The organism is Microlunatus flavus, from assembly GCF_900110855.1.
Taxonomy (GTDB): Bacteria; Actinomycetota; Actinomycetes; order Propionibacteriales; family Propionibacteriaceae; genus Microlunatus; species Microlunatus flavus.
Window position 1 is genome coordinate 217080 of sequence record NZ_FOFA01000006.1, and the last position, 14159, is coordinate 231238.

A 14159-nucleotide genomic window follows, 5' to 3' on the forward strand; every position below is an offset into this window, starting at 1 on the left:
GCGGAGGTAAACCTCCGTTACTCGTACAGTGGGCACGCGCTCCTCGGAGGGCTCCGGCACGCGTCCGGCCCCGGGCGGCGCACCGTCGAGGAACCCCCTCGACGTCGAGGCACCCCGGTGCGACGCAGAGAGGACCACACCCATGAAGGCAGTCCGTTTCCACGAGGTCGGCGGGCCCGAGGTGCTCCGCTACGAGGACGTCGAGCAGCCCACGCCAGGTCCGGGCGAGGTGCGCCTGCGGGTGGCCGCGTCGGCCTTCAACGCGGCGGACAACGGGATGCGCGCCGGGTTCCTGCCGATCCCGGTCGTGCTGCCGCACGTACCCGGCTACGACGTGTCCGGCGTGGTCGACGCGGTCGGGGACGGGGTCGAGGAGCCGGGCGTCGGGGACACGGTGTTCGGGTTCCTGCCGATGGAGCGCGACGGCGGTGCGGCCGAGTACGTCGTCGCGCCGGCCGACGCGGTCGTCGCGGCGCCCACGTCCATCCCGCTCGCCGACGCGGCCGCGCTGCCCTCGGTGGCCCTGACCGCGTGGCAGGCCCTGTTCGACGACGGCCGGCTGGAGGCCGGCCAGCGCGTGCTGGTCGTCGGCGCGGGCGGCGTCGTGGGCAAGTACGCCGTCCGCCTCGCGAAGCGGGCCGGCGTCGCGGTGGTCGCCACGGCCAGCCCCCGGAGCATCGACGCCGTGCGCGCCGCGGGCGCGGACGAGGTGGTCGACCACACCACCACCGACCTGCTCGGTGCGGTCCAGGGGCAGGTGGACGTGCTGCTCAACCTGGCCCCGATCGAGCCGGCGGCGTTCGCGGCGCTCGTCGCGCTGGTCCGCGACGGCGGTGCGGTCGTGAGCACCACGGCGTGGATCCCCACCCCGGACGACGCGTCGCGCGGCGTGCGGTCGGCGACCGTGTTCGTGCTCCCGAACCGCGACCGGCTCGCCCGGCTCGCGGCGCTCGTCGACTCCGGCGACCTGCCGGTCGAGGTCACCCGCCGCATCCCGCTCACCGAGCTGCCGGCGCTGCACGCCGAGGCGGCGCAGCACCCGGTCACCGGGAAGGTCATCGTGCTGCCGGCCTGACCCGGGTCGCGACGGAGGGACAGGTCCCGGAGCCGCGACCAGAGGCCTCGTCCTCGACGACTCGACGACCCGACGGCCCGTCGGTCACGGGGTCGCGGCGCCCCTGCCGGCCTCGCGGAACGCCCGCAGCGACGCGGTCGTGAGCCACACGTCGGACAGGACCACCCCCACCGTGAGGCCGACGACCGCCGCCGGGCTGGACGAGCCGCTCGCGACGCCGGCGAACCCCGCCAGCAGCACGACGGCGGCGACCAGCGACCACGCGGCCCAGCCGCGGGCGCCCTGGCGCGCGAACCGTCGGGCCGACGCGACCGCGGCGACGACGAAGGCCACGAACCCCAGCCCGCCGGCCGCGAGGTGGAGGACGCCGTGCACCGTCGTCCCGGCTCCCGGCGCGTCGGGGAGCGCCAGCCCGGCGACGACGAGCAGGGCTCCGTACGCGACCAGCGCGGGCCCGGCGACCCCACGGCCGCGGAACCGGAGGCCGAGCCCGGCGGCGATCACCAGCAGCCCCGTCACGAGGAACACGACCACGTGCACCCAGCCGTACGGGCCGAGGGACAGCAGGCTCCAGCTGTCCCGCAGCAGGTCGACGTCCTCGGACAGCCAGCCGTGCACCAGCGAGGCGAGCACGTAGAAGGGGCCCGCGAGCACGCCGCCGACGAGCAGGGCCCGGGCGGTGCGGTCCCGGGCTGCGGAGGGCTGGGGCGCGGAGGCCTGGGGCGCGGAGGGCTGGGGCGCGGAGGGCTGGGGCACGGTGGGCTCCGATCGGTGGGTAGGGGTCAACCGACGCTGAGCCGGTCCGCGGTGGTGGCGCCGGCGGCGGCCGCCGGCGGCCGGGACACCGCGACGACGAGCACGGAGACGGCCGCCATGACCGTCAGGACGAGGGCGCGCTGGACGAGCCCGGAGACGCCCTCGTTGCCGCCGGCGCCCGAGGCGTCGAAGGTGGCCTGGAAGACGACGAAGAGCACCAGCGTCACCAGGCCCCCGACGATCCCGACGGCCGACAGCCGCGTCGACGAGCCGCGGAGGTGGACGCCGGCCAGGACGAGGCCGAGCGCCGGCAGCGGAACGGCGATCACGAAGCCCAGCAGGTGGAGCATGATCGACTCCAGGGTGAACAGGCCGCACACGACCATCCCCACCCCCAGCAGCGCGAGCAGCACGCACGCCGCCCGGCCCAGCCGGCCGTGCCACGACCGTGCGCCGGACAGCACGCCCACCGCGACCAGGACACCGCTGACCACGAAGGCGGTGTTCATCCACGGTCCCGTCACCCCGAGACCGAGGCCGCTGATCGGCTGACTGACCCAGGAGTAGGGCGCGATCGTGTGCCCGAACAGGGTGTAGCCGGGGCTGACGGCGCCGAGGACCAGCCAGGCCAGCGTGAACAGTCCCGACCCGACGGGGACGAGGAGGGCGGAGCGCGTCACAATGGTTCCTCGACTGTCTCTTGTTCCGGGTGTCTCTATTTTAGAGGGATCGTAGGTGATGATGGGTCCCCGCGCAACGGCGGCGCACCTCGAGGCGCAGGCGCTGGCCATGCGGGAGCACAACGCGTACGTCGTGCTCCTCCAGGACGCGATCGCGCGCTCGGCCGGCCTCAACGGCGTGGACCTGCAGGTGGTGGGAGTGCTCATGGCGAGCGGGGCGAGGACGCCGGGCGACCTCGCCGCCGAGGTGGGGGTCAGCGCCGGCGGAGCGATCACCGCCCTCGTCGACCGGCTGGAACGCGCGGGGTACGTGACCCGCCGGCGCGACGACGCCGACCGGCGCCGGGTGCTTGTCGAGGCCGTCCCGGAGCGGGTGCTGGCAGAGGTCGGCCCGGTCTACGGGCGCCTCGCCGCTCGGTGGGGCGCCTACCTCGAGACCCTGTCGGACGACCAGGTCGAGCTGCTCACGACGGCCCTGGCCACCGCGACCGCCATCAACCGCGACGAGGTCGCGCGGCTGCGGGCGTCCCGGTAGGAGGCGTCCCGCGAGCACGGTCACGCCGCCGGCGTGGACGGCGGTGGCGCTGCGCTGGAAGGATCGGGCCGTGCACTCCTTCGTGGTGACCGGCGGCGCCGACGGCGTCGGCCGCGCCGTGGCCGAGCGGCTGGCGCGCGACGGCGCCGTCGTCGTCCTCGACGTGGCCACCGGGTTGGGCTGGGACCACGAGCGGGTCCGGCTGGTCAGCGGTGACGCCGGTGACCCCGCGGTGGCCCGAGCCGCAGCCGCGGCGGCCGAGTCCCTCGCTCCCCTGTCGGGCTGGGTCAACAACGCCGCCGTGTTCCGCGACGCCGGCCTCACCTCGGCGAGCGCGCCGGAGGTCCTGCAGCTCATCACCGCGAACCTCGGCCTGGCCGTCACGGGGTGCCACACCGCCGTGCGCCACTTCCTCGACCACGGGCGTCCGGGCGCCATCGTCAACGTCTCGTCCCACCAGGCCCAGCGGGCCGTGCGCGGCGCCCTGCCCTACGCCACGGCCAAGGCCGCGGTCGAGGGACTGACCCGCGCGGTCGCGGTCGACCACGGACCCCAGGGCGTCCGGACCAACGCGGTGGCCCTGGGCTCGATCAGCACGGGCCGGTTCGAGCAGTACCGGGGCGAGCACCCCGAGGTCGACGCCCCGATGGCGGCCCTGCACCCGCTGGGCCGGGTCGGCACCACCGCCGAGGTGGCCGAGGCGGTCGCCTTCCTCCTCTCCCCGGCCGCCGGGTTCGTCAACGGTGCCGTGCTCCCCGTCGACGGCGGCCGCGCCGCGCACGGCGCCGACCCCGAGGCCCGCTGATCACGGCGGCGAGGATGTGGCGGCTCTCCTCCTGACGAAGGGGCGCCGCACCGGTCTCAGGCCTCGCGCCGGCTCGGCGCGACGACCCTGATCACGGCCGAGTCGTCCTCGGCGGCCAGCCCCTGCGCCTGGCCGAGGAGGTACAGCTGCTCGGCGGCCGCAGCCACCGGGGCCGGCAGACCCGCTCCGCGGGCGGCACGGCCGACGATCCCCATGTCCTTGACGAAGATGTCGAGCCGGCTGAGCACCTCCGCACCGTCGTCGTCGTAGGCCTGCAGCATCCGCGGTCCGCGGTTGGACAGCATGAAGGAGCCCGCCGCGCCGGCCTCCAGCGCGGCCAGGGTCTTCTCCTGGTCGAGCCCGAGCGCGCCGGCCAGCGCGAGCGCCTCGGCCGCCGCGGCGATGTGCACGCCGCAGAGCAGCTGGTTCACGGTCTTGAGCGCCTGGCCGTCGCCCGGCCGGTCGCCGACCACGGTGAGGGTCGAGGCCAGCAGGTCGAGCACGGGCCGGGCCCGCTCCAGGGCCGCGGGCTGCGCGCCGACGACGATCAGCAGGTCGCCGGCCCGTGCGCGCACCGGGCCGCCCGAGAGCGGGGCGTCCACCAGGTCGACGCCCAGCTCGGCCAGCCGTCCTGCCGTCGCCGGGACCGCCTCGGTGCCGACGGTGCTCCCCAGCACGACGACCGTCCGAGGACGCAGCACCGGCGCCACGCCGGCCTCGCCGAACAGCACCTGGTCCAGCTGTGCCCCGTCGCGCACCACCAGGAGCACCACGTCCGCGTCGGCGACGGCCTCGCGGGCGGACTCGAAGGCCCGGACCCCCGCCTCCTCGGCCAGGGCCCGCCGCTCCGCGACCGGGTCGTAGCCGCGCACGGCCAGCCCTTCGGCGAGCCGGGCGGCCATGGGCAGGCCCATGGCCCCCAGGCCCAGCACGGTCACCTGGTACGCGGGCGTCTCGCTCGGCACGGCTGCTCCTCGAGGTCGGTGGTGGTCAGGACGCGGTGCTGAGCACGCGGACGACGTCGAGCAGGGAGCGGTCGTCGCCCACGTTGCCGGCGAAGACCACGAAGGGGATGCCTGCTGCGGCGCCGCCGACCGGCTGCCACAGCGAGACGATGCCCGGGAGCATCGGTCCCCGCACGACGGCACGACGGATGCCCAGGCCGGACGTGGCGACGTCGGAGGACGTGATCCCGCCCTTGGCGACGACGAAGCGGGGCGGGTGGGCGGCGAGCGTCCGGCGGACGACCTCGACGACGGCGCCCGACACCGTCCGGGCGATCCGCAGGCTCTCGGCCGGGTCGTCACGCCGCACCAGCAGCCGGCTCGTGTGGACCACGACGTCCTGCTCGGCCAGCGCCGCGCTCACCGCCGCGACGACCCGGTCGAGCTCGGCCGCGGCGTCGGCGCCGCTCAGCAGCCGGTCGACGCCGACCTCCACGACGACGGCCGGGTGCCCGGCGACCAGGGCCTTGAGCTGGCGGGTGGTCTGCGCGACGTGCGACCCGACGACGACCAGGCCCCCGCCCGGCGCCGGGCTGGTCCCGGCGAACGCCTCGTCCGCGGTCAGCGGCGCGCGGACCTCCTGCCCCACGCGGGCACGGACGAAGGGTGGGCCCACGCGGTAGAGCAGGGACCGCCCGCGACGCTCGGACTCGGCCAGCCCGAGCGCGAGCGAGCGCAGGTCGTCCTCGGTGACCGCGTCGACGACCACCGGGGTCATGCCGGTCGCCCGGTCCAGGACGTCGGCGATCGCCTCGGCGGGGCCGCGCACCAGGGCGAGGTCGAGGACGAGCACGTCGGCGGCGGCGTACCGGCCGGCGGACTTCTCCTCGACGTACTCGGCGAGGGCCGAGGAGTGGAAGCCGAAGGTCGCGTCCCGCGCGAACTCGGTCTCCGCGACCGGGACCACCGTGCCGCCCGCGGCGCGGGTGTAGTGCACGCCGCCGACCGTGATCCGCCCCGCGTCGGGGAAGGCCGGCACCACCACCACGGCGTCGGTACGCCGGCCGGCGTGCCGCTCGAGCACGTCGGCGATGACGGTCGGCTCCAGCGGGAAGTGCCCGCGCAGCGTCGAGTCGCTGCGGCTGACGAAGCCCACGTCCACGCCCGCGGCGGACGCCGCGTCGAGAGCGTTCGTCACCACCTCGCGGTTGCGCTGCTCGGCGTCGGCCGGGTCGAGGCTGCGGGTGTTGGTGAGCACGTAGAGCGCGGGCGCCCCCTGCTCCAGCGCCCAGCGCAGGTCCTCGACCGCCCACCGCGTGAGCACGGGCAGGTCGGCCACCGACTGGGTCCCGGTGGGGTCGTCGTCGAGGACGACGAGCACCCGGCCCGACCGAGCCACGGCCGCCGCGACCGTGGCAGCAGGCACCGCGACCTCGTCGGGGAAGGGCGCGAGCAGGTCCGCCTCCAGCACCGCCCCTCCTTCCGCACCGCGTGGTGAGCCCGAGCTCGGAGGCCCGGGGACGTACGAGCCGCGGCTGTGCCCGCCACATCGTCCCCCAACCGGGTCCGACCGGACGCGGCAGGTGGAGGACCGGGTGCCCGCAGCCGGTCCCGGCCCAGGACCTGGACGCTCTCGAGCGCCGGGCACGGTCGGTGTCGCTGCTGCCTGGCTCAGGGTGCCGACGACGACCGCCCGCACCTCGCGGGGTGCACAGCGGACGCGCGACCGCCGAGGGCGGAGGCGAGAAGCGTCGTGGCGACGCGTCACCTCTCACCGTGCGGCGAGCGGGCGCTACCATCAGGCGCTCCCGGCGCCTGCGTCCACGAGGGACCAGAGCTGCGGGGAGAGAGGCCGGCCGCGGTGCGGATCTCGGTGCTGGGACCGGTGACGCTGCTCGCCGGACCCGAGGCCGTCGACCTCGGACCGCCGCGGCACCGGGCGCTGTTCGCGGCGCTGGTGGTCGACGCCGGCCACGTCGTCGCCGCCGAGGTCCTGCAGGAACGGGTCTGGGGCCTCGGCCCGTCGACCGCGCCGGGGACGCTGCACAGCGCCGTGTCGCACCTGCGCCGCCGCCTCCGCCCCCATCCGGAGCTCACGCTGCAGACGCGGGCACCGGGCTACCTGCTGCGCACCGGCGCGACGAGCGTGGACGCCGTCGAGTTCTCGGCGCTGCTCGTCCGCTCCCGCACCCAGGCCGGCTCGGGCAACCCGGTCGCGGCCCGGGCGTGCATCGACGAGGCGCTCGGCCTCTGGCGGGGGCAGCCGTACGCGGACGTGGACGCGGACTTCGCCCGCGCCGAGGCCGACCGGTTGACGGCCCTCCGGCTGGCCGCCGTGGAGCTGGGCGCCGAGCTCGACCTCGTCCTGGGCCGTCACGCCGAGCTGGCCACCACCCTGCCCGCGATCGTCGCGGAGCACCCGCTGCGTGAGGGGCTGCGGGCGTCGCTGGTGCTGGCGCTGTACCGCTCGGGGCGGCAGGGCGACGCCCTCCGCGCGTACGCCGAAGGCCGGGAGATCCTCTCCGACGAGCTGGGCGTCGACCCCGGACCCGCGCTGCGGCGCCTGCACGCGGGCGTCCTCGCCCAGGACCCCGCGCTCGACCTGCCGGCACCCGCGTCCACCGAGGCGGCCCGGGCACGAACCGTCCACCGGCCGAGCGTGACACCCGAGGAACCGGCCGACGGGCTCGTCGGTCGGACCGAGGAGAGGACCCGGCTCGCGGCGCTGCTCACGCTGTCGTCCCCGCAGGTGCGAGCAGCCGTCGTCGTCGGCGAGGCGGGGGTGGGCAAGACCGCGCTCGTGGAGGCCGTGGTCGCCGGGCTGCCCGGGTCGGTGGAGGTCGAGTGGGGCCGTTGCTGGGACCACGACAGCACGGCGGGCCTGTGGCTCTGGAGCCAGGCGCTCGGTGCGCTCGCGCGCAGGCGGGGTCCGACCGAGACCGCGGTCCTCGTCTCCGAGTCGGGTCCCGAGGTCGAGGGCCTCCTCGGTCGTGGCGCCGTGCCCGACCCTTCGGCGGGCGGGGAGGTCAACCGGGCCCGGCTGTTCATGGCCGTCGCCGGCTTCCTCGGTGCGGCTGCCCGCCGGCGCCCGCTGGTGGTGGTCCTCGAGGACCTGCACTGGGCCGACCAGGACTCCGCCGACCTCCTCGGCTTCGTCCTGGAGACGGTGCGTGACGTCCCGCTGCGGATCGTCGGGACCGTCCGCTCCCCCTCCGACACCGCGACCGACCGCGGTCCCGGGCTGCTGGCCGACCTGGCCCGACGGAGCGCGGTCGTCCGCCTCGACCTCGCAGGGCTGGACGTGGGCGAGGTCGCGGAGCTGGCCGAGACGCAGCTGGGGCGCCCGGTGCGACCCGAGCAGGCGGCGGCGCTCCACGAACGCACGAACGGCAACCCCTTCTTCATCTCCGAGCTGGTCCGGCTGCGCCAGCACGAGACCGAGGCCCCCGGACGCGCCGGTGGCCCCGTGCCGGACAACGTCCGGACGGTGGTCGAGCGCCGGCTGACCCACCTGCCCGCGGGGACGGTGGACCTCCTGGGCGTCGCCGCGGTGCTGGGACGCGAGCTCTCGCTGTCCCTGCTCGCCCGGGTGCTCGGCCGCCGGGCCGTCGACCTGGCCGAGGACGTCGACGCCGCCGTCGCCCACGGCATCGTCGCCCCCGTCGAGGACCTGGAGCGGCTTCGGTTCTCCCACGCGCTCGTGCAGGAGACGTTGGTGGCCGGCCTGGGGCCGATGCGGCGGGCGGGCTTGCACGCGGCGGCCGCGGCCACCCTCGAGGAGCTGCCGGGCGACCGACGCGAGCGGGCCGCCCAGATCGCCTCCCACTGGGCCGCAGCCGGCCTGATGGGCGACGTCGACCGCGCGGTGGCGGCGACCCTGCTCGCGGCGGAGGTCGACCTGGCCGCGTCGGCCCCCAGCGAGGCCGAGCGCCACCTCCGCCGCGCGCTCGACCTGGCGCGGCAGGCCCCGGGGGCGACGGCGGAGGTGCTGGAGCTGGAGGTGCGCACACGGCTGGCCACGCTGCTCACCCTGGTCCGCGGCTACAACGACGACGCCGTCGCGCTCGAGCGGCGCCGCAGCTTCGAGCTCGCCGAGCGGCTCGGGTCGGCGCCGCACCTGCTGCCGGCCCTGTGGGGACGCTGGGGCATCGCCCTGGTCTCCGGCGACTTCGACCAGGCGTACGCCGACGCCGACGCCCTCGAGGAAGCCGGTCGGCGGGCCGGGGACGCCATGCTCGGCGCCGCCGCCCACCTGGCCCGCGGACAGACGCACTGGCACCGAGGCCGGCTCGGTTCGGCGCGCCAAGAGCTCGAGCAGGCCGTCGAGGCGTTCGCCGGCCACGCCGGCCAGGTCCGGCTCGACGTCTTCCTCCAGCACCCCGAACCGACCGCTGCCGTCTGGCTGTCCCTGGTGCTCGCCCAGCTCGGGGAGCAGCAGGAGTCCGACGCCGCCGCGGCCCGGGCTGCCGCCCATCCGGCCGTCACGCACCACCCCTTCACCTCGATCTACCGCTGGGTCACGCAGGGCTTCCGGTGGGCCGTGCGAGGTGAGCCCGACCAGGCGTTGCGGTCCGAGGTCGGCCTCGCGGACGCCGTGCGGCTCGGCTTCGACCAGCTCGCGGTCTTCTCGCTGCTCCCGGTCGGCTGGGGGCACGGCTCGTCCGGACAGCTGGACCGCGGGCTCACCGAGCTCCGCACCGCACGCGAGGCGCTGGGCTCGGTCGCTGAACGACCCGCGTTCGTCACGATGATCTGGTGGCTGGTGGCCGACCTGCACCACCGGGTCGGTGACGAGCGCGCGGCCCTGGCCGCCCTCGTCGAAGCCGAGCGGGCCGGCTCGGACATCGGGGAGCATGCGGTGCTGGTGGAGCGGCTCGCTCTCGAGGCCCAGGTCCTACGTCGGCTCGGGCGCCTCGACGACGCCGTCGAGCGCGAGGGTCGCCTCGAGCGGGCTCGCCGGGAGCGGCTGCTCTGACCCCGGTCCGCCTTCGGTCGGACCATCCGGCTCCTCCTCGCCGAACAGGTCCTCCAGGGTCATCAGCGGCGGTGGGACGTCGACCATCAGGCCTCCTCGGGACGCGGGCGCCGCCATCGTGCACCGGTGACCTTGCGGTCGGCTGGTGCCCGGTGGCCCGGGCGTCCCCGCCGTGCTCCCGCGGAGCGGCGCTTGCGTCCGGCTTGGGTCGGCCCGGGTCCAGCGCGATCCGCCGGCGCAAGCCGACGCCAAGGACGCTCCCCCAGGCTCGTCTCCATGACCGATCTCGACCAGGCCCACCGGCCCACCACGCCCACCACGCCCAGAAGGACCACGACCACCCAGCAGCACCTCGTCGCCACCGCCCTCGCCGGCCTCGTCCTGACCGGCGGCGTCGCCGCACTCGCACCCCCCGCCAGCGCGTCCGACTTCGACTGCGACGACGCAGCCCACCCGATCAACGTGGGCCGCGGCCTCGAGGTCGTCGTCGGCACGAAGAAGGCGCGGACCGGCTACCTCGTCGTCTACACCGACCGCGGCTGCGCGGTCGACGGCGCCGTCGCCGTCATCACCTCCCCCAGCACGACGTTCCGCGTCCCCCTGGAGAAGAGCGCGACCGACGACGACGACCCCTACACCGCCTGGCGCGGGGCGGTGCGGATCAAGCCCTCCGAGCTGCGCAACTCCGACGCCGGCGTCTGGACCGTCCGCTACGAGGTCGACGGCGGGTCTCACGGGACGTCCGAGACCACCACCGTCGAGGGCCACGTCCGGCGGGCCACCCGAGCCACCTTCAACGCCGGCCCCGAGCCCGTGCGCCACGGCAGGCTGACCTTCACGGGCACCCTCGAGCGCGCCGACTGGAACACCCACCGCTACCGGCGGGTCAGCAAGCCCGTCGTCGTGCAGACCCTCGGCGGGGCCGACGGCTCACCGACGACCGACGTCGTGAGGCTGACGACGAAGAAGGACGGCACGTTCCGCACGACCGTCGCCTTCCCGGGCCCGGGCGCGTACCGGGTGGCCTTCGAGGGCGGGTCGGTGAGCGCTCCGACGACCTCCCGCGTGGACCGGGTCGCCGCCCCCTGACCGGTGGACCGCGCCGTCACCGGACGGCGGTGCGGTCCGCCAACGGCCTCGGTCCCGTGCACGACCGAGCGAGCGTACGAGCCCTGCAGGACCCCGAGACGAGGGAGACGGCCGATGAGGACAGCGACGTCGCGGCGTGGATGGACCGCGGTGCTGGTCGGTGCGGTGCTGCTGAGCACCGCGCTGCCCGGTTCCGACCGGCCGGCGGCGGCCGGTCAGCCGCACAGCCCGCGGTCGGCCGAGGTGCAGGTCGGGGGGCGGTACTGGTCCCAGCCCCCGAAGCTCCTCGACACCTCGGCGGCGCGGGCCCAGGGTGCGTCGCACCCGACGACGGGCGCCCCTGAGCGGGAGCAGCCGCCGTCCGCACCCACCCGGGGCACCGTGACGGGTCGGTTGGTCGACCGGGCAGGTCGACCGCTGGCCGGGGTGCTCGTGACCGGGGTGCGGTTCTCCGACCTCGGAGAGGGCATCGACTTCGAGGAGGAGACGCCCGTCGTGACCCGCACGGGAACCGATGGACGCTTCCGGCTGCCGCAGCTCACCGAGCGCTACCTCGTGAGGGCCTGCGACGCGGGTGAGGAGGCCGTGGAGTGCACGAGCGACCCCGAGGCGAAGCGGTTCGCCCCCACCTACGTCGGTCCTGACGGCACCAGCAGCAGCTGGCTGACGCAGACGCGGATGTTCAGGCCGGCGAAGGGCACGCGCGCGCTCGGCGTCATCAGGGCCCGTGCTTCCGCCGTGCTCACCGGGACCTTCGCCGACGGCCCCCACCGATCGGTCCGGCTGCTGAGGGGCGACGGCAGCACCGCGCAGACCGCCCGGACCGACGACGACGGTCGGTACCGGTTCGAGGTCGCCCCGGGCCGCTACCGGGTCGAGGTCGACCGCATCGAGAACGTGCGCACGGTCGCCACCGTGCCGGGCTTCCGGTCCCGCGTGCTGCGCCTCGGCACCGGGAGAGCGACCAGGCTCGACCTCGCGTCGACGGGCGCCGCCACCCTCGAGGGGCGGGTGACCGCCCACGGCGAACCCGTGGCCGAGCAGTTCGTCGCCATCACCGACGACCGTGGGCGCTTCGCGGCCGGGGTGGTCACCGACGCCGACGGCCGCTACGGCCTGGACGCCCTGAAGCCGGGGCGCTACACGCTCAGCACGCCCGCCGCTGCCACGACGTTCGTCCCGGTGAGCCGCTCGTTCACCCTCGACGCGCGCACACCGACCCGGGCCGACCTGGAGCTCCGCGACGGCGCGCGGATCGTGCTCGCTCCGACCGACGTCGGGTCACCGGCTCCCGGGGCGGACGTCGTGGTGGAGCTCCGCGACGCGACGGGCGCGATCACCAAGGCCGCCGGCGCCTCGCCGGGCGACGTGGTCTCGTTCTCCGGTCTCGCGCCCGGTCGCTACCAGGTGGTGGCCAGGCGCTCGGCCGACGACGGCTCGGGGGAGGTCGTCACCGAGCTCCCGTGGGCCGAACGCGTCGTGCAGGTCGGCGGCACACGAACCGTCGACCTGGGAGCCGTGGCGCTCGACCGGGCGACGCTGAACCTGTCGGGCACGCTGCCCCGGGGCTCGCGGATCCGGATCACGCCGCTGCCCGACGTGCCCTACCTGCGTCCCGACTTCGTCGAGGGCACCGGCGTCACCGGGCTGTCCGCGAGCTGGACGACCGACGCAGAACCGTCCGGGCGCTACCTGGCTCGAGGGCTGGTTCCCGGGCGCTACCTCGTGGCCGTCACCGCGCAGTACCTCCAGCCGAACGACGGTCCCACCGTCTACCGCGGCGACGTGGCGGTCACCCACCGGTGGCTGACGGTGACCGCGACCACCACGACGGCGAGCTTCACCGCACCGCGGGGCGGGAGGGTGACCGGCAGGTTCCGCCACGCCGGCACGCACCGTCCCGCCATCGCCCCCTTCGCCTACCAGGTGCGCGACGGAGGTGACCAGGCCCGCCTGCTGCCCCTGGTGTCCCGGCCGCAGACCTACCGCAGCGGCTTCACCGTCGACCGGCTGCACGCAGGACGCGGGCACGGCACCGTGGTCGACCTCCAGCAGGTGCTGGATCTCGCCGACGCCCAGGGTGAGGAGCTGCCCACCAACCTCACGGACTCCGCCTCGACCGAACCCGGGACGCCGTACTGGTTCACGGCCACGCCGGGGAGGTTCCGCATCCGCTACGGGCGGACGACCGACCTGGGCCTCGTCGACCTGCACGTCCGTGGATGAGAGGGGGTGTCCCCGCCGGCGGCTCCGGGCGGCACCTCGTCCCGGCGGGCGGGTTTCACGACCGCGGCGACGCGTGGACGGGCCGGGCCTCGCCGAGGCCCGCCCCTGTCCAGGCCTGGGGCGGGGCTCAGCTCTCCTCGGCCATCGCGCGCAGCACCCACTGCTGGGTACGGAGCCGGCGCGACTGACGCAGCACGGTGACGATCGCGTCGGCGACGTCCTCGGGGGCGAGCACGTGCTCGAGCCACTCGTCGCCGGCGTTGCGGCCCGTGCCGATGGCGAACTCCGTCGACACGGCGGCGGGGCAGATGGTCGTCACGCGGATCCCGTGCTCGCGCAGCTCGCGGTCCAGCGAGCCCGCCAGCCCGACCTGGGCGTGCTTCGTCCCGGCGTAGACGGCCTCCCACGGACCGCCGCGCAGCCCGGCGACCGAGCTGACGACGACGACGTCCCCGCCGGACTGCTCGCGGAAGGTCGGCACGACGGCCCGCACGCTGAAGACCGTGCCGAGGAAGTTCGTCGCGTCCATGGTGCGGATCTCGTCGTCGGTCATGCTCATGATCCCGCCGTACGCGCCGATGCCGGCGTTCGCGACGAGGCTGTCGAGCCGCCCGAACCGTTCCTGCGCCGCGGCGACCACGGCCGCGTTCGTGGCCGGGTCGGCGACGTCGCCGGCCACCGCGGCGACGGCGTCCGCACCCAGCTCGGCGACGAGCTCGTCGAGCCGTTCCTGGCGACGTCCGAGGAGCACCACGCGGGCGCCCTCGGCGACGAGCGCCCGCGCGGTCGCGCGGCCGATGCCGGCGGTCGCTCCGGTGATCGCGACGACCGTGCCGGCGAGGTCCCGGTCGAGGCTCATGCGTCGACCCCGTACGGCTGGCGACACAGCGGGGCGGACGGGCCGGTCGTCCCGCCCGGTACGGGGTCGTCCCCGCTGCTGGGCACGCCGAGGGCGCGACGGGTCTGCCTGCTGGTGCGGTCGGGGGTGGTCATCGGACTCCTGTCCAGGGAACGGTCGGGCTCGGCTGTCGTCACGGCGTCGAGGACGCGCTGCAGCGCTCGGGCGTGGGCGCA

The 14159-nt window shown here is 75.8% G+C and carries 12 protein-coding genes; 6 read left to right on the forward strand and 6 right to left on the reverse strand.

The features are described from left to right. Positions 1-142 precede the first annotated feature (142 nt). Entirely contained in the window at positions 143-1075 is a 933-nt protein-coding gene (locus BMY04_RS14875; protein WP_091182340.1) for an NADP-dependent oxidoreductase, read from the forward strand. Positions 1076-1159: 84 nt separating this feature from the next. Here the strand turns inward: BMY04_RS14875 and BMY04_RS14880 are convergent, their stop codons facing one another. Together BMY04_RS14880 and BMY04_RS14885 are read right to left on the reverse strand one after the other, a co-directional pair. Further along, complete coding sequence (locus tag BMY04_RS14880; RefSeq protein ID WP_091182342.1) at positions 1160-1831, reverse strand: DUF998 domain-containing protein; 672 nt, start codon at positions 1829-1831, stop codon at positions 1160-1162. Positions 1832-1857: 26 nt separating this feature from the next. Beyond that, positions 1858-2511 (reverse strand): DUF998 domain-containing protein, encoded by a 654-nt coding sequence (locus BMY04_RS14885; protein ID WP_170854160.1) that lies wholly within the window; start codon positions 2509-2511, stop codon positions 1858-1860. A 58-nt stretch (positions 2512-2569) separates the two neighbouring features. On the opposite strand from BMY04_RS14885, the gene BMY04_RS14890 reads away from it, so the two are divergent. After that, on the forward strand, positions 2570-3046 hold the full coding sequence (locus tag BMY04_RS14890) for a MarR family transcriptional regulator (RefSeq protein WP_232506424.1): 477 nt from the start codon (positions 2570-2572) through the stop codon (positions 3044-3046). Between the two features lie 70 nt (positions 3047-3116). Then, positions 3117-3851: an SDR family NAD(P)-dependent oxidoreductase gene (locus BMY04_RS14895; RefSeq protein WP_198410188.1), complete on the forward strand. Its 735-nt coding sequence runs from the start codon at positions 3117-3119 to the stop codon at positions 3849-3851. A gap of 56 nt (positions 3852-3907) precedes the next feature. Here BMY04_RS14895 and BMY04_RS14900 read toward each other — a convergent pair whose 3' ends face one another. Both BMY04_RS14900 and BMY04_RS14905 read right to left on the reverse strand, forming a co-directional pair. After that, entirely contained in the window at positions 3908-4816 is a 909-nt protein-coding gene (locus BMY04_RS14900) for an NAD(P)-dependent oxidoreductase (protein ID WP_198410189.1), read from the reverse strand. Positions 4817-4841: 25 nt separating this feature from the next. After that, a complete protein-coding gene (locus tag BMY04_RS14905) occupies positions 4842-6266 on the reverse strand; it encodes a four-carbon acid sugar kinase family protein (RefSeq protein WP_091182345.1) in 1425 nt (474 codons plus the stop codon). Positions 6267-6656: 390 nt separating this feature from the next. Here BMY04_RS14905 and BMY04_RS14910 point away from each other — a divergent pair, with 390 nt between their 5' ends. From BMY04_RS14910 to BMY04_RS14920, 3 genes are all read left to right on the forward strand, one after another. Next, the gene (locus tag BMY04_RS14910) at positions 6657-9770 is read left to right on the forward strand and encodes an ATP-binding protein (RefSeq protein WP_170854161.1); all 3114 of its coding nucleotides are present in this window, start codon (positions 6657-6659) and stop codon (positions 9768-9770) included. Between the two features lie 276 nt (positions 9771-10046). Beyond that, positions 10047-10859: a hypothetical protein gene (locus BMY04_RS14915; RefSeq protein WP_091182351.1), complete on the forward strand. Its 813-nt coding sequence runs from the start codon at positions 10047-10049 to the stop codon at positions 10857-10859. A 114-nt stretch (positions 10860-10973) separates the two neighbouring features. Then, positions 10974-13085, forward strand: coding sequence for an MSCRAMM family protein (locus BMY04_RS14920; protein WP_091182353.1), 2112 nt, complete (start codon positions 10974-10976; stop codon positions 13083-13085). Positions 13086-13212: 127 nt separating this feature from the next. On the opposite strand, the gene BMY04_RS14925 is transcribed toward BMY04_RS14920, so the two are convergent. Further along, complete coding sequence (locus BMY04_RS14925; protein WP_091182355.1) at positions 13213-13944, reverse strand: SDR family oxidoreductase; 732 nt, start codon at positions 13942-13944, stop codon at positions 13213-13215. Next, complete coding sequence (locus BMY04_RS22825) at positions 13941-14078, reverse strand: hypothetical protein (protein WP_170854162.1); 138 nt, start codon at positions 14076-14078, stop codon at positions 13941-13943. Before BMY04_RS22825 ends, BMY04_RS14925 begins: the two co-directional genes overlap by 4 nt. Positions 14079-14159 lie beyond the last annotated feature (81 nt).